Raw genomic sequence first — 17,009 nt, 5'->3', positions numbered from 1 at the left:
CCGTAGCCAGCGTCCGGGAGGCTGATCAAGGCCACTGTTGCCGGTGTGGCAGACGCGTTCTTACGCGGGTGACAGTTTCTGCTCCGGTGTTGAAAGAACCGCGACCGGGGTCGACGCCAGGTGACGCGCCGTAGCCGCCGCGCGATGGCACGGACGGCCCAGCCGAACAGGACCAAACGGGCTTAGCGGGACAAGGGTGGAGGCCGGTCCGCAGTTCCCGATCCGGTGAGGTCGATACGTGGCGCAGCGGCGAACGCCCCGTGCGGTGGCCGCCCTCGACGGGTGGCGCCGGCCCGCGGCAGCACTCATATCGATGACGGCCTTCATGTCGATGGGGCTCATCGCAGGTCCCATCACCACCGCGTACGCCGCCGCGAGCCCGTGCGCCCTCCCGCGCACCGACGCACACCATTCGCTGGGCGTGGACAGCTGGGACGCGAGCTACCCCAGACCACGGGGCGCCGTTGACGCCGCGATGGTCTTCCTCTCCTTCCCCGACGCGCAGCCCATGACGACCCCGCGCCAGCTCACCGCCGACCACTTCCCGGCGACCTCCGACTTCTTCCGCCGGGTCTCGTACGGCGCCTTCGACCTGCGGGCGCACCCGGACAACCGGTGGACTCAGATGCCCCGGTCCTCGACCGCGTACGGGATACAGCGCGACTGGGGCCAGGAGCAGCGCACGCAGTACCTGCGGGACGCGATCGCGGCGGCGGATCCGCACATCGACTTCAGCCGGTACGACTTCGTCTACCTCGTCGCCGACCCCGACGCCCCCGGCGTGAACCCGGACGCCACCAAGGTGGTCAACCTCGACGAGCCGCTGGAGGCCGACGGCAAGGACCTCAACCGCATGGTCACGGTCTTCGAGCAGACCCCGCCCGACCGCAACGTGCTGGCCCACGAGACGGGCCACATCTTCGACCTCCCCGACCTGTACCGCCGCCCCACCGACGGCACGGGCGACTGGGACACGTACGTCGGCGACTGGGACCTGATGGGCAGTCAGTTCGGTCTGTCGCCCGACCCGTTCGGCTGGGACAAGTGGAAGCTCGGCTGGCTGGACCGGCGCAACGTGACCTGCTTCCCCGCGGGCAAGGGCAGCGACGCGGCCACCCTGCGCCCGCTCGGCGACCGCCGCCTGGGCGGCGCGGGCGACCGCAGGCTCGCCGTGCTGCGCACGGGACCCACCGAGGCCCTGGTCATGGAGGCGCGCGAGCCGCAGGGCCCGGACTCCGCCTCGTGCGGCCGCGGCGTCCTCCTCTACTGGGTGCGCAGCGACCGCCCCTCGACGGAGGGCCCGGTGAAGGTGATCGACGGCCACCCCCGTACGGACGGCTGCCCGGCCTCCGCGGTCCTGCCCCGCCTCGCCGACGCCCCGCTGAGCACGGGCGAGAGCTACGCGACCCGCCACGGAGGCGGCATCCGCGTAGAGGTGACGGGCCGCTCCGAGAACGGCGGCTGGAACATCCGCGTCACGCGTGGCGGCCTTCCCTCTTCGGTGCCGGACACGGGGGTGAATGCGGCGGGGATGCCGCCGGTGCGGTAGGGGGTCAGCGGGGTGTGGCGCCGGGTGTGCTGCTGGGTGTGCTGCTGGGTGTGCCGCGCAGCTCGAACCAGACCGTTTTCGCGGCCGGCCCCGTCCGCTCCGCGCCCCACGCGTCCGTGCACGCGCCGAGGAGCGCCAGCCCGCGGCCGCCTTCCTCCTCGCTGTCCGCTGTGCGCGGGGTCGGCAACTCCGTCGAGCAGTCGTGGACTTCGACGCGTACGCCGTCGTCGGTACGCCGCAGGAGCACGGTGCAGGGGGAGTCCGGTACGTGCTTCACGACGTTCGAGAGGAGCTCGGTCACACCGAGTTCCGCGGCGTCGGAGAGGGCGGCGAGGTGCCAGGCGGCGAGGTGGGCCCGGAGGATGCGGCGTACGTGGCGGGCGCTGTGGAGTCCCGGGGTGAGGGTGAGGCGGTATCGGCGGCCTGGCCAGGGGGCGCGGGTGGGCTCGTCGAGCGCTTCGTCGCGTACGTGGATTTCGGGGTTCACGGGATCAGCGTGGTGAGTGCTGACTACTCTCAGCTAGAGAACATCACCCAACGTCCCTGCTGTTCGGATGGAGGCGGCGCCATGGTGGCTCCGCGTGAACTCGACCCATCGGCCTCGGTATTGGACTTCTTCGGCAGCGAGTTGCGGAGACTGCGCGTGAAGGCGGGGCTGAGTCAGGAGCGGTTGGGCGAGATCGTGAATTACACCGGGGCGTTGGTGGGGCTCGTGGAGACCGCGCAGCGCACGCCCAGCCTGGATTTCGCGAAGCGGTGCGACGGCGCGTTGGGCGCCGACGGCGTCCTGATCCGCCTCTGGCCGCTGGTGAGCAGGGCCGGACTGCCGCGGTGGTTCCAGGGGTACGCGGAGCTGGAGGCCAAGGCGACGGAGATCCGTACGTATCAGGTGCAGGTCGTGCACGGGTTGCTCCAGACCGAGGAGTACGCCCGCGAGGTGCTGCGGCCTGCGCGGCCCGTGGACCTTGATGGGCTGACGCGGGCGCGGATGGATCGGCAGCAGGCGCTTACTGGGGAGCGGGCCCTGCGCTTCTGGATGGTTCTCGACGAGGCCGCGCTGTGCCGGACCGTGGGGAAGCCCAGCGTCATGAGGGCCCAACTGGCAAGGCTGTTGGAATACCGCGAGTCACCTCAGGTGGTGATTCAGGTGTTGCCCAACAGTGCGGGCGCGCATGCCGGGTTCAACGGTTCGGTCACCCTCATGTCCTTCGACGACAGCCTGGATATTGCCTACGCGGAGGGGTATGGCGGTGGGCAGACGCTGTCGCAACCAGACGAGGTGCAACGGTGCGGGGTGAAATACGATCTCGTGCGAGCCGCCGCGCTGTCCCCCGACGATTCGGCGGAGTTGATCGCTCAGGTCATGGAGGAACTGGATGAGCAGCGAGATTGACCTGTCCCAGCCGTGCTGGCGCAAATCCAGCTATAGCGGTAGCGAGGGCGGCGAGTGTGTGGAGGTCGCTGAGGTCGGTTCTCAGGTCGCGGTGCGAGACTCGAAGAACGTGCGGGGTCCCGTACTCGCCTTCTCCGCCGCCGCGTTCGGCGCGTTCGCCGCAGCAGCGGGGGAGGGCGTCTTCGACGCTGACTGACCCCGCACTCCGCGAGGGACGTGGAGGTGCTGGATGTGCAGCAAGTCTGACCTGTCCCAGCCGCATTGGCGTAAGTCCAGCTACAGCGGTGGCCAGGGCGGTGAGTGCCTGGAGGTGATCCGAGCCGGCGCTCGGATCGCTGTCCGGGACTCGAAGAACACGCAGGGCCCCGTACTCGCCTTCCCCGCCGCCGCGTTCGGCGCATTCGCCGCTGCCGCCGGAAAGGGTGTCTTCGGCGCCCGCTGAGGTGACGTCGTACGAGGAGGGGTCGGGCGGTCGTTGTCCGGCCCCTCAGCTCTGCCCGGATCGGGGTTTCCGGGACCCGGTGTGCCGAGGTCCGGTGGCGCGCGGGGTCCAACAAAGGCTTTGGGAGAGGACCCTCCCAACCCAAACCCGGTTCGGCTCACCCGGACGGGTGGCGTTGGCGAACAGCCGCTCGCCTGCGGCCAGTTGTCGCCTACTCTCACCTCGACCACCACAACCGAACATGCGACGGCCCCCGCCGGGACTGGCATCCCGAACGAGGGCCTGACCACCGAGGAAGACAAGGCCCTTCCCGATGGCTGACCAGCACTCTAACGCGCACGCGCGCGCCCAACACCCCCTTCCCCGCGCCGGAGTCACCCACATCCGGCACCGCCACACCGAACGCTTCACCGTGGTCGGCAACCACCTCGCCCAGCACCGCGAACTCTCCCTCACCGCCATCGGCCTGGCCGTCCACATCCAGTCCCTGCCCGACGGCGCCGTCGTCAGCATCAAGTGCCTGACCTCCCGCTTCCGCGAGGGAGAGGTCGCCATCGCGCGCGCACTGCGGGAGTTGGAGCGCTGCGGCTACCTCGCCCGCGTACGCGAACGCACGAGCGCGGGCCGCTGCATCACCCGCACCGTCTCGTACGACAAGCCCCCGTGCGCCGCCGCCCCGGAGCCCGCGCCCGCCCCCGTAAGGGAACCCGCACCGACCCCCGAGCCGGACCCCGTACCCGTAAGCCCGCCCGCCACCGCGCTCCTCGCCTCCCTCCGAGGCCGCGACCCGCGGCTGCTGCTCGGCGAACACGACATCCGGCGCCTCGCCCCGGCGGCCGCCGCATGGTTCGCGCGCGGGGTGCCGCCCGAGGACGCCGCCCGCACGCTCGCCGCCGACCTGCCCGCTGGGGTGATCCGCCGCCCGGCAGCCCTGTTGTCGTACCGCCTCACCCACTGGCTCCCACCGGCCCTCCCACCAGCCGACAATCACCCGCGCCCCGTACAACTCCCACCCCCACTCCAAACCTGCGACGGCTGCGAACGCGCCTTCCGCGCACCGGAGGCGGGCCGGTGCCGCGACTGCCGCCGTAAGGTGCCCCACAGCTTTCCGGCTCTTCGACGTATGTACGAGCGCCATGCAGGGGGCGGTGAATGAAGGCGGACGAGATGTGCCTCGCGGGCCTGATGCAGCGGAATCAGCAATTCCAGATTCCGCTCTATCAGCGGACCTACTCCTGGACCACCAAGCAGCTCGCGCAGTTGTGGAGCGACATCCTCGACCAGGCCCGGCTGCTGGAGGAGGACAGGAAGGGCACGAAGGGCACGACGCATTTCCTCGGGTCCCTCGTGTTCGCGCCCTCGCCCCATACCGAGGTCGCTTTTCCCCGGTACATCGTGGTGGACGGACAGCAGCGGCTGACCACGCTCTCCCTCGCGCTCGCCGCGATCCGCGACCACCTCGCCGATCGGGACCCGGGCGCCCGCAAGCGCATCGACGACAAATACCTGGTCAACAAGGAGAACGGCGGCGTCGATCACTTCCGGCTCCTGCCGACCCAGGCGGACCGCGAGCACTATGCCGAGTTCGTCCGTGGCACGCACGCGGGCGGTGGGGGCAGCGACGGGATCGGAGGCACATACCGGTTCTTCCGCACGAAGCTGGTGGAGGCGGAGGAGGACCCGGCCGAGCCGTACGACATCGCCCGCATCGAGCAGGCGATAGTCTCCCGGCTCACCTTCGTGGCGATCACTGCCGGGCAGGACGACAACGTCCACCGCATCTTCGCATCGCTCAACAACACGGGCCTCAAGCTCAGCCAGGCCGACCTGCTGCGCAACTACCTGTTCATGAAGCTCGGACACCGCGGCGAATTCGTGTACGAGACGTACTGGCTGCCGCTGCAGAACATGTTCAGCAACGAGAACCTGGAGCACCTGATGTGGCTCCAGCTCGTGCTCGGCGGCGACGACCGTGTGCGCAGGCAGGACCTCTACGCCGCCCAGCAGGCCCGCTTCGAGGGCGAGGGCGCCGACGAGGCGGCCGTCGAGGCGTACGTGGGGGAGCTGTACCGCCGCGCCGCCTTCCTGAAGAGGATTCTCACGCCGGAGACCGAGGAGGACCCCGAAGTCCGCGCGGGGCTGCGGCGGTTGCGGGAGTGGCAGGCGAGCGTCGCTCACCCGGTGGTGATGCTGCTGCTGGAGATGCGGGAGGCGGGCACGGCGGACAGCGCCGAAGTCGCCCGTGGCCTCTCCTATGTCGAGAGCTTCCTCGTACGGCGGATGATCTGCTGGATTCCCACGAACAACCTCAACCGGATCTTCCAAGCCGCACCGGGACAGCTCCCGCGGGACGCCGGACCGGCCGACGGGCTCCGGCAGTTGCTCTCGGCCGAGCGGCGGTTCTGGCCGGGCGATGAGGACCTGCGCGACCAGATGCGCCGGGGGCGTTTCTACCAGCGGGGCCGCGCTCATCAGCGGAGCTTCGTTCTCCGGCGCCTGGAGGAGAGCCACGACCACCCGGAGCCGGTCGACTTCGAGCGTGCCGGCCTGACGGTCGAGCACGTGATGCCGCAGTCCGCTGGACGTGAGTGGCTGGAGGGGCTGGCGGCCGAGTGCGACGAGGGCGAGACGCCGGAGGACCTGCACGCCCGACTGGTGCACACGGTGGGCAACCCGACCCTGACCGCGGTGAATTCGCAGCTGTCCAACAACCCCTTCGACCGCAAGAAGGACCTGTTCGCGGCCAGCCACCTGGAGCTCAACCGCTCCATCGCCGCCACGGACCGCTGGGGCGCGGCGGAGATCCAGGCGCGTGCGGACGAACTGGCCCAGCGGGCGATCGAGTTGTGGCCTGCTCCGGTGACGAGGGTGTCCCGGGTGGAACGCGGACGCGACTGGGAACACCTGCACCAGGTGCTGGCCGCACTGCCGGACGGCATGTGGACGACGTACGGCGATCTGGCGGCACTGGTGGGGTCGAGCGCCCAGGCGGTGGGCCGGCACCTCGTCCACACCAAGGGCGTCTTCAACGCCCACCGGGTCCTCACCGCTGAAGGCCGGGTGCCCGAGGGCTTCCGGTGGCTGGACGGCAGCGACGCGGATGTGTACGGACTCCTCGCGAAGGAGGGCGTCGAGTTCACGGACGCCGGTACGGCGCTGCCGTCCCAGCGCCTCACGGCCGAGGACCTGAGCGCGCTGGCGGGTGTGCAGGGCAGCGAGGAACTCGACGAAGGGGACCGTCGGCTGTCGGCGGACGCCGAAGCCGGTCCGGCGGACGGCTGGGAGCAGCGCCGGGCGCGCTTCCGCCGGCAGCTGGAGGCGGACAACGGCGAGGAGGAGACCGCTGCCGTCCGGGAGCTTCTCGGATTCTGGGAGTCGGCCGGCGGCTCCGTCGGGTACGGCTTCGGCAAGACGTACGTCAGCGCCTCACTGATGCTGGACCGTCCGCGTACGGGGGAGATCTGGCCGCTGAGCATCGTGCCGGGTACGGGCCGAGGCGGCGGGCTCGAGATCGTCTTCCAGCATCTGGCGGCCCGCGAGCCCTTCACCGACCCGGCGCTCCGTGAGGACCTGCGGCAGCGGCTGAACCGCATGAGGGGCGTCGGCATTCCGGAGGGGAAGCTCGCCCTGCGCCCCACCGTCCCGCTGACCGTGCTGGCCGACGAGGGGAACCGGCGCGTGTTGCTGGAGACACTGGCGTGGTTCCGCGACCGGGCGGTGGCGACCGACTGAGGGGCGAGGGGCGCGTACGGCAGCGAGCTGAGCTGTCATGCGGGCCGCATGCGAAAACACCGGAGGCCCCTCGCTCTCGCGAGGGGCCTCCGGTGTGTCTGTGCGCCGCCAGGGACTCGAACCCCGGACCCACTGATTAAGAGTCAGTTGCTCTAACCAACTGAGCTAGCGGCGCCCGCTGACGTCGTAGACCTTAGCATCGCTCTCCGCTGTTGTGAAAATCGATTGTCCGCGCTCCTGCCCGGCCCGACCTGCACGGACGGCGCGCTGGGTGCGGATGCAGGCCCAGAGCAGTACGTCGGGGCCCGGCAGCCAGGGATGCCGCACGTCGGGGGCCACCACCCAGCGGGACGTGGCGGGTGCGGGATCCGCGGGGTGCAGCGCCGGGATGGTGACCGCGTCGCCGCGGCCGTGGCAGAGGAGCTGGGGGAGCGCGGGGCCGGTCCCGTACCCGTCCGCCCCGGCCCGCCCGGACTCGCGAGCCCCGCTGCCGGACCCGTCGACCCCGCCGGACCCGTCGGGCGCCGGGTCGTGCCACTCCTCCCAGTCGAGCAGGGCGGGGAGCCGGTCCGCCGTGCCGGGGGCCGCGAACAGCAGGGTGCGGTCCCGGTGCACGGCGACGGGGCCGCTGCCCGGGCCCGCCGACCAGAGGCGGTCGAGGAGGTGGCGGCCGAACAGCGGCGCGGTGCTGATCACGTCGAACGCGGTGCCGCAGGGCAGCACGCTCGGCGCGGAGGGGCGCAGGTGCCACAGCGCGTGCACGCTGCGCGGGAAGTCGCTGGCCGAGGCGAGCCAGTCCGCGCCGGCGAGGGTGACCCGGGCCGGGCCCGAGGCGGGCGGTGCCCCGCGGTGCGGGTGCGCCGGGCCCGCGGGAGCCCGTCCCGTGCCGGGGAGGCGGAGGCGGGTGGGGTGCGCGGTCTGCCGTTGCCAGTCGCTCATGCGTATAGAGGTAGCGAAGGCGGGCGTTCCGTTTCCGGGGAATGCCGGAAACGGGGACAGCGCGGAGAGGCGTCGGGTACCTTCTGCCCGGGATATGCCAGAGGGGCAGGACCCGAGGGGTTACTCCGGGTACGTCGGGAGACCGCGCCTCTCGCGCAGCACCCGCACCCGCACCCGCACCCGAGCCCGAATCCGGACCCGCTTCCGCCCTGGACCCGCCTCCGCCTGGCCCCGCGTCCGCCCCGGACCCCCGCTCGCCCCCGTACCGCGGCCGCCTCAGCCGCCCTCAGTCCGTCCTGCGGTCCGCGATCAGCTTGCGGCCGAACTCGATCATCTTGCGCGCGTAGGACTCGGTCCAGCCGCCGCGGTCGGCGATGGCCGCGTCCGAGAGCCGGTCGAAGCGCTTCGGGTCGGCGAGCTGCGCGGCGGCGATCGCCTGGAACTCCATGGCGCGGTCGGACGCCGAGCGGAAGGCGAGGGCCAGCTCGGTGGAGCGGCCGAGGAGTTCCCGGGGGTCGGCTATCGACTCCAGGCCGAAGAACTGTCCTTCACCCTCGGCGGCCTCGGCGGGCTCGAAGAGCAGGGGCGCTGGCCGCCGGAAGCGCGGCACGCCGCGCGGGTCCGGACTCGGCTCGGACATCGGACTACCTCCAGGTGCTTCGGGGCCGCCTTCCATTGTGCGGGGTACCCGCCGCACCCCGCCGGGGCACGGGAACGCGTGGGACGGCAGGGGCGTACGGGATCCCCGCGGGGATCAGGGCGTGCGCACGGTGTGCGCGGCGAGGTGGGAGAGCACCGCCTGATGGGCCTCCCAGCCGTCGGGGAACTTCACGGTCACGCCGAGCTGGACCGGCTCCGTCGCGGGGTGGTCGTCCAGCAGCTCGGGGACGCCCGCGCGGCACACCACGACGCACGCGTGCCGGTGCCGCGAGGCCAGCACGCACAGCCGCCCCGTCTCCAGGTGGAACTCCGTCGCGTCCGGCCGCCCGGAGAGCGGGTGCAGCACGACCGTGACGTCGAACTCCCGGCCCTGGAGCCGGTTCGCGGTGTCCACGGTGACGTCCTCGACGCCCAGTGCGGCCAGCTCGGCCCGTACGGCCGCGGCCTGGTCGCGGTGCGCCGTGCCCACGGCGACGCGCTCGGCGGTGAGCGGAGCGGGCGCGTCGGAGCGCTCGTCCGTCGTGCTGCCCTCGCGGGCCAGCAGCCGGTGCACGACCTGCGCGACGGCGGCCACCGCCTCCGGGTCGGTGCGCGGGGTGTGCCGGTGGGGCAGCTCCAGCAGGCCCCAGCCCGAGGCCGCCGCCTCGTCGATGACCCGGTCGGCGGGAGAGCCGTCCGCCGGCCCGGCGAAGGAGAGCGCGCGGTCGCCAGGACCCGTGCCGCTGTGGAACGGCGTGAACGGATAGAACGCGGCGGACACCAGCGGCGCCGCCGAAGCGGGCAGCCGCCAGGAGACCGGCAGCCGGTGCTGGGGCAGCCGCGGATTGTGCGCGAGCAGCGCGGACACGGCGCTCGCCGAGGGGTCGTACGAGAGCCCCGCCCACTGCTCGGCGCCGACCTGGCTGAACGGGTCGAGCTGCCCCGGATCGCCCACGAACAGGGCGCGCTCGAAGAGCCCCGCGACGGAGAGCAGGGCGTCGGAGCGCATCTGATACGCCTCGTCGACGATCGCGTACGGCCAGGGCTCGTCGGGCTTCACCCAGGCCCACTTCGCCGCCGTGGACACCACGATCGGGAGCTCCGCCAGGTCGGCGGGCTTGGCGGAGGGGGTGACGGAGGGGTGACCGTCCAGCACCGGGTCGTACGGGTGCGGGTCGCTGCTGTGCAGGCGGCCGACCGGCAGCTCCGGGTCGGCCCTGGCGATGCGGTCGACCAGGTCGTCGACCTGCGCGTTCGTCTGCGCGACGATCATCAGCCGGTGCCCGGCGGCGGCGAGTTCGCGGGCCGCGCGCACCACCAGCGTGGACTTGCCCGCGCCGGGCGGCGAGTCCACCACCACGCCGCGCTCGGTGCCGTTCAGCGTGCTGTCGAGGATGGCCGCCGTGGCACGGTCGGCCGCGCCGCCGGGGTCGGGGTGCCGGGCGGTGGCGGCGTCGGCGGGGGCGTCCGGCGCCTCGATACCGGGGCCGGCGGGGGCGGGGGCGGGGGCGTCCGGCGCGAGGCCGCCGGGCTCCGTGGTGCTCAAGGGGTCCTCCGTCACAGGGTGCGCGCCCACGCGGTGCTCGCTCACAGCAGGTCCTCCGCCGTCACCGGGTCGGGCGGCTCGGCCGGCGGCGGCAACTCGTCCTGCGCGGCGGCCGTTTCGGGCGGGCCGCCGTGCGTCCAGGGCGTGTCCTCCGGCGCGGGCAGCCCGGGGCCGCCGCGGGGCGCGTGCTCGAACAGCGTCCAGCACACCGCCTCGCCCCTCGCGGGAACGGTGCCGGGCGCGGGCTCCTTGCCGCGCCCCATGCCGTTCACCACGCGCAGAGTGAGCAGCCCCTGCTCGGGGGACTCCACGAACTCGGCCGCCTGCTGGGCCCCTTCGGGCAGCGCCCGGTAGACCTTCGCGCCGGGGGAGAGCTGCGGCTCGTCGGCCGTCCGCACCGTGACCAGCGGGCGCGGCATCGGCCGCTTCCCCTCCGACCAGGTCATCTCCACATCGGTCACCTCACCGGCGAACGCCTGCCCGGCCAGCCTCCGCGCGGCCATCGCCAGCGGATCGTCCAGCGCCTCGTGCGCCTCCAGCCTGGCCTGCGCCAGCTCGCGGCCCGCCAGCTTCTGCGCCGCGGTCACCGCGTCGTCCAGCCGCGGCTGCGGGGGCTCGCCCGCGCGGAGGCGGTCCCGGTGCGCGGTGTAGGACCAGCGGTCGCGCTTCCAGCGCTCGGCCACCCTGCCGCCCTCGGGGAGGGAGCGCAGGAGCTCGATGCCGCGCCACATGTCGCGCCAGGTGGGGGCTAGCTGGGAGGTGATCAGCTCGTGTATGCGCTCCTCGGCGCCGGGCAGCCCGGCGTCGTACGCCTCGATGGCGGGGGCGAGCAGCCTGTTGTCGAATGCCGGGTCGGTGGCGGGACCTGCCGGCGGCACCAGGAGCTGGCCCTCCGCGTCCCGCCCGGTCTCGGCACGCAGCGCCGCCTCGGCGCCGCCCAGCCCCTCGGGCGGGTCGATCCAGGCGAGCAGCGAGGGCAGGTGCTGGTCCTCCAACTGGCTCTGGCCCGTGGCCCAGTGCCTGGTCAGCAGCTCGGTCATGGTCAGCAGCAGGCAGGACCCGGGAACCCGCGCCCGCTCCCCGTACTGCGAGAGCCAGCGCCCCAGCAGCGGGACGCGCGGGGGCGCCGGATGCGCCGCCTCCGGATCGTCCTCCGCGGTGCGCCGGAAGCGGGTGGAGCGCCCGATGAGGCGTACGAAGTCGGCCGCTGGGCGGTTGGGGACGAGCAACTGGGGCGCGTCGGCGCACAGTTCGGCCTGGACCGTGGTCTGTTTGCCGGTCTCGGGGTCCTTCTCCTTGCGCTCCTCGTACTCGACGTCGTCCTGTGCCGACTCCAGGTGCGGCAGCAGTACGTCGGCGAGGCTCGACAGGAAGGCGAAGCGCAGGTCGCGGTCGCGGGGCTGCGGCACCACCAGCGTGACCGGCGCCTCGGGGTCGGTGCCGAGCATGGCGCCCAGCGGCGCTCCGGTCTCGCCGGCTGTGGTCAACGGGACGAGCACCAGCGGGCGTTCGGCGAGGTGCCGGTGGCGGACGGTGGCAGCGGGCTGCGCGCGGCCCGCCGCGGCCGCGTCCATCCGCGCGAGCACGGACATCAGTGACATGGCGTCTCCCTCGCGTCTCCGGAAGCCCCGGTGTCCTCGTCCGCCTTAGCCGCCGCCAGCGCTTCGGCCCGCAGCGCCGCCGCCCGCCGCAGCATGGCGGCCGCGGGGTCCTCGGGAGCCTCCGCGTCATCGGGCCCGGGCTCCGGCTCCGGCGCGTGTGCCGCGGCCCGCACCTCCTCCACCGTGGTCAGCGCGCCCAGCTCGCCGCGCACGCCGCGGCCCAGCACCTGCACGTCGCCGGTCTCGCGCGCCCTGGCCCGGCAGTGGAACGCCAGCTCGCAGCTCGACAGGCACTCCGGCGCGTACGCCGCCGGCACCGACTCCACCGCGGCCGTCAGCTCCCCCGGTGACTGCTCCGTGTCGAAGGTGGTGCCCTCGGGCAGGGCCGCGGCGATCTCCTCGACGCGGGTGAGCCTGGTGAGCTGCCGCAGCGTCGCGGCGCGCTGTTTCCGCAGGTCGACGAGGGCCCCGGTGGGCAGGTTGGAGAAGTCCTTGGGGCACACCAGCAGGGCGCGCGCGGCGACCCGCACGCCGAGCCGCGCCGCGGGGTCCTCCAGCGCCAGTGCGTACACCGCCGCCTGCCGTGCCGCCGCGCCGACCTTCGCGGGGTCGGCCGAACCGTCCAGCACCGGGAAGGACTTGATCTCCAGCACCGTGCAGGTCCCGTCCGGATGCACGGCCAGCGCGTCCGGCTCCAGATACGCCGTGGACCCGGCCACGTCCAGCGCCAGCATCGGGTGGTCCAGCAGTGCCCAGCCGCCGGCTTCCGCGGCCTCCCGCAACGCCAGCCGGGTGCGCTCCGTGCGCCCCGCCGGGCCGTCGGCGGTCAGCTCCGGCACGGCCACGTCCTCGGGCTCGGGGCGCTCCTCGCCGGTGCGCGCGCACAGCAGCCCGATCAGCTCGGCGCCGCCGTCCTTCTTGACCCGCGCCTCGAAGGCGTTGCCGCGTACGAAGGCGAACTGGGACTGCCCGAACGGCGCGGGCGCCCCCAGCCGTTCCGCTATCGCGGCCTTGTCCACGCCCGCGCCGTCCAGCAGGGCGCGGCGGTGGCAGCCCGGGTTGGCGGCGAGTGCGGCGAGGGCGCGGGCGTCGAGCGGGCGCGGTCGCGTCTCCGGCCCGCCGCGCAGCTCGGCGAGCCGCCGGCGCAGTCCGGAGGGACCGGGTGAAGGAGACATCGGCTGTGGCCTCGCGGGGTCTGCGGTGCGTGAGTACGCCGCGAAGTCTTGCATCCGGCACCGACATCCGTGTGCCGTGCCCGCACAGCGCCCGTACGGCGTACCGGCTTGTCCCGCGGCCCTCGGGGAGCAAACTGGATGTACGGCGCAAATCGCCTGAAGGGCGCGAAGGGCACCCCGGAAGGTTGAGCGCAGAAGCTTTGCGCCAGGATGGAACGCGGAACGAAGAGCACAGCAGTGACGAGTACGCCGGAGAGGTTCTTCCATGGCAGCGCGCATCCTGCTGGTCCGGCACGGGCAGACCGAATGGTCCGTGACCGGTCAGCACACAGGCCGTACCGACATCCCCCTGCTGGACGAGGGGCGCAGGGCGGCCAAGCTGCTCGGCGAGCGGCTGCACAACGCGCCGTGGAACGGCCTGGAGGGCGTCGAGGTGCGCACCAGCCCGCTCTCCCGCGCCCGCGAGACCTGCGACATCGCGGGCTTCGGCGGCGACCGCGCGCGGACCTGGGACGTGCTCCAGGAGTGGGACTACGGCGCGTACGAGGGCCTCACCCCGGAGCAGATCAGGGAGCGCGCCGGTCAGGACTGGTTCATCTGGCGCGACGGCGTCGAGGGCGGCGAGGCGCTGTCCTCGGTCGCCGCGCGCATGGACGAGGTCGTGGAGTGGGCGCGGTCCGAGCCGGACCGCGACGCGATGGTGTTCGCGCACGGCCACGTGCTGCGGGTGCTGTGCGCGCGCTGGCTCGGCTACGACCCGGCCTTCGCGGCCCGCATGAAGCTGGCCCCCGCCTCCCTGTCCGTCCTGGGCTGGGCGTACGGGGACCCGGCGATCGAGCGCTGGAACGACACGGGCCACCTCGACTGAGGGGGCGCGCCTGGTGAGCTTCGCGCTCCGGCCGCCCGCCGGTCTCGCTGCTCAGGCCGTACGGGGCTATGCCGTGCGCGGCATGCGGGTCAGGAAGTCGCGGACCGTGGGGTCCTCCTCCGCGTACGGGCGGAGGCGGCGTGCCGTGCGGGCCAGCATGCCCCGGATGCGGCTGGACTGGACGGGGCCGAGCAGCGCCAGCGCGCCCGAGCCCTCGTGCGCCGCCTCGTCCGGCCTCCCCGCGCAGGCAAGGTCGTCCGCCAACTCCGCGGTGAACAGCGCCCTGTTGCGCACGAAGTGCGGGTCCTGGAGGCGGACGGCGCCGCGCGCGTGCTCCGCCGCGTTGTGCCAGCAGCCCAGGGCCGACCAGCACTGGGCCTCCAGGCCCTCCAGCTCGGCCTCGCCGAAGAAGGTCATCCACTCCGGGTCGGCGTCCGAGGGCCCGCGCTCGAAGAGGGCGCGTGCGCGGCCCAGCGCCTGCTCGCAGCCGGGCCTGTCCAGGAGCCCCGCCCAGCCGCCCGCCTCGCGGAGTGCGAGCAGCGCCAGCAGCCGGTCCGAGCCGAGCTGCTTCGCCGCGTGCTGCCCGGCCTGCGCGGCGCGCACCGCCTCGCGCGGGCGGCCCGCGTCCCTGGCCAGGAACGCGGTGTTGCAGAACGCGTGCGCCTCCAGCGCCGGGTCGGCCGCGACGCGCGCGGTGGCCAGCGCCTCGGCGTAGTGCGAGCGCGCGTCGTCGAACCGCCCCGAGTCGTGGGCCAGCCACCCGACGGAGATGGCGAGTTCGCCCGCGCCGGAGTGCAGGCGCTCGGCGACGGCGCGGTGCCGGGTGCCGCCGTCCAGCAACTCCTGTGCCGCGCGCAGCGATTGGCCCGCCCTGCGGTAGAGGGTGTCGGCGCCGTGCCGGTCGTCGAGCACCCGGATGTGGCGCACCGCCTTCTCCAGGGCGGTGGCCTCGGAGGCGCCCGCCCTGCCGCGTACGGCGGTGGGACCTGTGACGGCGTACGCCGGGGCGGTGCCGAGCGCACCGGCGGCCAGGGCGGCGGAGCCGCCGGTCATGAACGCGCGACGTAGCACGTCGCTCTCCTCGTCGAATTCGGAACAGTCGGTGCAGTGCTGGTGGCCGCCGCCGGAGCCGGGCCCCGTACGGCGCAGCGGTGGCCGCGGCAGCGCGAAGCCGGCGTCGAACGCCGGCGCCGGTGCCGCCGCCCTCTCCCGGGTGCGCGCCGAGCGGCCGCGTACGGCCTCCCGTGGCGCGAAGCCCATGTCGGAGAGCGAGTAGCCGGGGAACATGTGCAGGAAAACCCGCTCGTAGGCGTAGTTGGGGCAGCGGATCTCGCCGGCCTCCACGCGGCCCACGTACCGGGCGTCGCAGGAGACCTTCTCGCCGATCTCGCGCGCGGCCCGGCGTACCGAGGCGGCGAACTCGCCGGGTGACAGCGAGCCGCGCAGCCTGCGGAAGGCGGTGTTGGGGCCGGATTCGGGGGCCCCCGCCGCCCGGCGTGGTTCCTGCGGCTCCGGTGACGCAGATGGTGACGACGCCATGCCGGGACGGTACCGGCTGAGATGTGGGCCGCATCCGGGATTTGGCTACAAAAGGGATGTCTCACCTCGGATCTGCCATGAAGTGCCATCCTTTGCGGCGTTCTGCCGCCGTAGCCATTGACAGGGAAGGGCGTTGAACTCCCTACAACCACCGGAGCAGTTCGGAGGAGCGCCCTATGTTGCATACAGGGGTAGGAACCGGCGCCGTGAGGGGCCCCGGGGATTCCCGGGCCGTGCCGGAACCGTGCGACCTGGTCACCGTGCCCGCCCGGCAGGGCCTGGAGGCGGTCGACATCCTGCGTCTCCGCGAGGGCGTCGGGCCCGTGCTGCACGACGGCGCGTGCGACACCCTCGGCTTCCTCGTACCGCCCGGCACCGCCGACGGCTGGGACCTCCCGGGCAGCGCCTGCACCCAGACCTTCGGCCCGCTGCGGGGCGCCGGGCAGGGCGATCCGCCCGTGGCGGGCACCGGCTGGCTGGTCCCGCCGGACGGCACCTATGTACGGGCCACCGAACCGAACCGGCTGCGCGCGGCGCTGGGCGAGGCGCGCCGCATCATCGAGGCGCTCGACCGCTGCCGCTGAGGGCGCCGCCGTACGGGAGCGGGCAGCCGAGCGGGTACGAGGACCGGGTGCGGGCACACCGGTCCGTCTCGTGCTGTCCCGCCACGCGATACTGGACCGCGTGGGACGGAAAAGAGAGCGCGGCGGCGGTGACACGGCGCGCGAGGAGTGCGGCGCCGAGGTGGACGGAGGGTTCGCGCGGCTGCTGCCCGACCCGGACAGGCCGCGCGGCTGGACCCTCACCGTGGACGGCGCGCCCCAGTCCCACGTGGACCTGGACGATCCGGCGTACCTGGACTTCTCCTACCAGCGGCGGCTCGGGCACCTGGCCGACCTCGCCGGACCCGAGGGGCAGCCGCTCCGGGTGCTGCACCTCGGCGGCGGCGCGCTGACGCTCGCGCGGTACGTCGCCGCGACCCGGCCCCGCTCCACGCAGCGCGTGGTGGAGGCCGACGCGCGGCTCACCCGACTGGTGCGCGAGCGGCTGCCCCTGGAGAAGGGGTGGCGGATCAAGGTGCACGGCGGCGACGCGCGCGAGGGGCTCGGCAAGGTGCCGGAGGGCTGGGCGGACCTGGTGATCGCGGACGTGTTCGCGGGCGCCCGCACACCGGCGCATCTGACCAGCGTGGAGTTCCTGCGCGAGGTGCGCGCCGCGCTGCGGCCCGGCGGGCTGTACGCGGCGAACATCACCGACGGCCCGCGCCCCGGCGGCCGCCCCCAGGGCCCGCCGCTCGCGCATCTGCGCGCCCAAGTGGCCACCGCGGGGGCCGTGTTCGGTGAGCTGTGCCTGATCGCCGAGCCTGCGGTGCTGCGCGGGAAGCGCTTCGGGAACGGCGTACTGGCCGCTTCCGACGGCGAGTTGCCGGTGGCCGGGCTGACCCGGCGGGCCGCGGGCGACCCGGCGCACGCGCGGGTGGAGCACGGCGGCGCGCTCCGCGACTTCGCGGCCGGGGCGCGGCCGGTCACGGACGCGGCGGCCGAGGACTCGCCCGCGCCGCCGCCGGGGGCCTTCGGCTGAGCCCG

16 protein-coding genes and 1 tRNA gene are annotated in these 17,009 nt (G+C 73.5%); 9 read left to right on the top strand and 8 right to left on the bottom strand.

Annotation, left to right across the window (positions count from 1 at the left end):
• Positions 1-313: 313 nt before the first annotated feature.
• The gene (locus ABEE00_RS29585) at positions 314-1,549 is read left to right on the top strand and encodes a M6 family metalloprotease domain-containing protein (RefSeq protein WP_345748799.1); all 1,236 of its coding nucleotides are present in this window, start codon (positions 314-316) and stop codon (positions 1,547-1,549) included.
• 4 nt (positions 1,550-1,553) lie between these two features.
• On the opposite strand, the gene ABEE00_RS29580 is transcribed toward ABEE00_RS29585, so the two are convergent.
• Entirely contained in the window at positions 1,554-2,036 is a 483-nt protein-coding gene (locus ABEE00_RS29580) for an ATP-binding protein (protein WP_345748798.1), read from the bottom strand.
• Between the two features lie 81 nt (positions 2,037-2,117).
• On the opposite strand from ABEE00_RS29580, the gene ABEE00_RS29575 reads away from it, so the two are divergent.
• The 5 genes from ABEE00_RS29575 to ABEE00_RS29555 all read left to right on the top strand — a co-directional run bounded on the left by ABEE00_RS29575 (position 2,118) and on the right by ABEE00_RS29555 (position 7,116).
• Positions 2,118-2,942 carry a helix-turn-helix domain-containing protein gene (locus ABEE00_RS29575; protein WP_345748797.1) on the top strand — a complete coding sequence of 275 codons (825 nt, stop codon included), beginning with the start codon at positions 2,118-2,120 and terminating at the stop codon, positions 2,940-2,942.
• Positions 2,926-3,138, top strand: coding sequence for a DUF397 domain-containing protein (locus ABEE00_RS29570; protein ID WP_345748796.1), 213 nt, complete (start codon positions 2,926-2,928; stop codon positions 3,136-3,138). Before ABEE00_RS29575 ends, ABEE00_RS29570 begins: the two co-directional genes overlap by 17 nt.
• Before the next feature lie 33 nt (positions 3,139-3,171).
• A complete protein-coding gene (locus ABEE00_RS29565; RefSeq protein ID WP_345748795.1) occupies positions 3,172-3,384 on the top strand; it encodes a DUF397 domain-containing protein in 213 nt (70 codons plus the stop codon).
• A gap of 313 nt (positions 3,385-3,697) precedes the next feature.
• Entirely contained in the window at positions 3,698-4,540 is an 843-nt protein-coding gene (locus ABEE00_RS29560) for a helix-turn-helix domain-containing protein (RefSeq protein WP_345748794.1), read from the top strand.
• Positions 4,537-7,116 (top strand): GmrSD restriction endonuclease domain-containing protein, encoded by a 2,580-nt coding sequence (locus tag ABEE00_RS29555; RefSeq protein ID WP_345748793.1) that lies wholly within the window; start codon positions 4,537-4,539, stop codon positions 7,114-7,116. Before ABEE00_RS29560 ends, ABEE00_RS29555 begins: the two co-directional genes overlap by 4 nt.
• 101 nt (positions 7,117-7,217) lie before the next feature.
• On the opposite strand, the gene ABEE00_RS29550 is transcribed toward ABEE00_RS29555, so the two are convergent.
• The 6 genes from ABEE00_RS29550 to ABEE00_RS29525 all read right to left on the bottom strand — a co-directional run bounded on the left by ABEE00_RS29550 (position 7,218) and on the right by ABEE00_RS29525 (position 13,016).
• A tRNA-Lys gene (locus tag ABEE00_RS29550) sits at positions 7,218-7,291 on the bottom strand.
• Positions 7,282-8,055, bottom strand: a complete 774-nt coding sequence (locus ABEE00_RS29545; RefSeq protein WP_345748792.1) for a hypothetical protein — start codon at positions 8,053-8,055, stop codon at positions 7,282-7,284. The genes ABEE00_RS29550 and ABEE00_RS29545 overlap by 10 nt, the downstream gene beginning before the upstream one ends.
• Positions 8,056-8,341: 286 nt before the next feature.
• On the bottom strand, positions 8,342-8,695 hold the full coding sequence (locus tag ABEE00_RS29540; protein WP_345748791.1) for a hypothetical protein: 354 nt from the start codon (positions 8,693-8,695) through the stop codon (positions 8,342-8,344).
• A 114-nt stretch (positions 8,696-8,809) separates the two neighbouring features.
• Positions 8,810-10,174: an AAA domain-containing protein gene (locus tag ABEE00_RS29535; protein WP_345748918.1), complete on the bottom strand. Its 1,365-nt coding sequence runs from the start codon at positions 10,172-10,174 to the stop codon at positions 8,810-8,812.
• A 107-nt stretch (positions 10,175-10,281) separates the two neighbouring features.
• On the bottom strand, positions 10,282-11,841 hold the full coding sequence (locus ABEE00_RS29530; protein WP_345748790.1) for a hypothetical protein: 1,560 nt from the start codon (positions 11,839-11,841) through the stop codon (positions 10,282-10,284).
• Entirely contained in the window at positions 11,832-13,016 is a 1,185-nt protein-coding gene (locus ABEE00_RS29525; RefSeq protein ID WP_345748789.1) for a hypothetical protein, read from the bottom strand. The genes ABEE00_RS29530 and ABEE00_RS29525 overlap by 10 nt, the downstream gene beginning before the upstream one ends.
• Positions 13,017-13,281: 265 nt before the next feature.
• Here ABEE00_RS29525 and ABEE00_RS29520 point away from each other — a divergent pair, with 265 nt between their 5' ends.
• Entirely contained in the window at positions 13,282-13,884 is a 603-nt protein-coding gene (locus tag ABEE00_RS29520; RefSeq protein WP_345748788.1) for a histidine phosphatase family protein, read from the top strand.
• Between the two features lie 66 nt (positions 13,885-13,950).
• Here ABEE00_RS29520 and ABEE00_RS29515 read toward each other — a convergent pair whose 3' ends face one another.
• Positions 13,951-15,423, bottom strand: a complete 1,473-nt coding sequence (locus ABEE00_RS29515; RefSeq protein ID WP_345748787.1) for an NsdA family TPR-like regulatory protein — start codon at positions 15,421-15,423, stop codon at positions 13,951-13,953.
• Positions 15,424-15,599: 176 nt separating this feature from the next.
• Between ABEE00_RS29515 and ABEE00_RS29510 the strand changes: the two genes are divergently transcribed.
• A complete protein-coding gene (locus ABEE00_RS29510; RefSeq protein WP_451918692.1) occupies positions 15,600-16,007 on the top strand; it encodes a hypothetical protein in 408 nt (135 codons plus the stop codon).
• 100 nt (positions 16,008-16,107) lie between these two features.
• Positions 16,108-17,004 (top strand): spermidine synthase, encoded by an 897-nt coding sequence (locus ABEE00_RS29505; protein WP_345748786.1) that lies wholly within the window; start codon positions 16,108-16,110, stop codon positions 17,002-17,004.
• Positions 17,005-17,009: the final 5 nt, after the last annotated feature.

Source organism: Streptomyces odontomachicola (assembly GCF_039605595.1).
GTDB lineage: Bacteria > Actinomycetota > Actinomycetes > Streptomycetales > Streptomycetaceae > Streptomyces.
This window is presented reverse-complemented; position numbering and strand designations above follow the sequence as displayed.

Excerpts from the sequence above, each read along its gene's own strand:
- ABEE00_RS29585 (WP_345748799.1), top strand. The coding sequence starts at position 314 with ATGACGGCCTTCATGTCGATGGGGCTCATCGCAGGTCCCATCACCACC.
- ABEE00_RS29510 (WP_451918692.1), top strand. The coding sequence starts at position 15,600 with ATGTTGCATACAGGGGTAGGAACCGGCGCCGTGAGGGGCCCCGGGGAT.
- ABEE00_RS29515 (WP_345748787.1), bottom strand. The coding sequence starts at position 15,423 with ATGGCGTCGTCACCATCTGCGTCACCGGAGCCGCAGGAACCACGCCGG.
- ABEE00_RS29540 (WP_345748791.1), bottom strand. The coding sequence starts at position 8,695 with ATGTCCGAGCCGAGTCCGGACCCGCGCGGCGTGCCGCGCTTCCGGCGG.
- ABEE00_RS29520 (WP_345748788.1), top strand. The coding sequence starts at position 13,282 with ATGGCAGCGCGCATCCTGCTGGTCCGGCACGGGCAGACCGAATGGTCC.
- ABEE00_RS29560 (WP_345748794.1), top strand. The coding sequence starts at position 3,698 with ATGGCTGACCAGCACTCTAACGCGCACGCGCGCGCCCAACACCCCCTT.
- ABEE00_RS29565 (WP_345748795.1), top strand. The coding sequence starts at position 3,172 with ATGTGCAGCAAGTCTGACCTGTCCCAGCCGCATTGGCGTAAGTCCAGC.
- ABEE00_RS29575 (WP_345748797.1), top strand. The coding sequence starts at position 2,118 with ATGGTGGCTCCGCGTGAACTCGACCCATCGGCCTCGGTATTGGACTTC.
- ABEE00_RS29525 (WP_345748789.1), bottom strand. The coding sequence starts at position 13,016 with ATGTCTCCTTCACCCGGTCCCTCCGGACTGCGCCGGCGGCTCGCCGAG.
- ABEE00_RS29570 (WP_345748796.1), top strand. The coding sequence starts at position 2,926 with ATGAGCAGCGAGATTGACCTGTCCCAGCCGTGCTGGCGCAAATCCAGC.
- ABEE00_RS29545 (WP_345748792.1), bottom strand. The coding sequence starts at position 8,055 with ATGAGCGACTGGCAACGGCAGACCGCGCACCCCACCCGCCTCCGCCTC.
- ABEE00_RS29555 (WP_345748793.1), top strand. The coding sequence starts at position 4,537 with ATGAAGGCGGACGAGATGTGCCTCGCGGGCCTGATGCAGCGGAATCAG.
- ABEE00_RS29530 (WP_345748790.1), bottom strand. The coding sequence starts at position 11,841 with ATGTCACTGATGTCCGTGCTCGCGCGGATGGACGCGGCCGCGGCGGGC.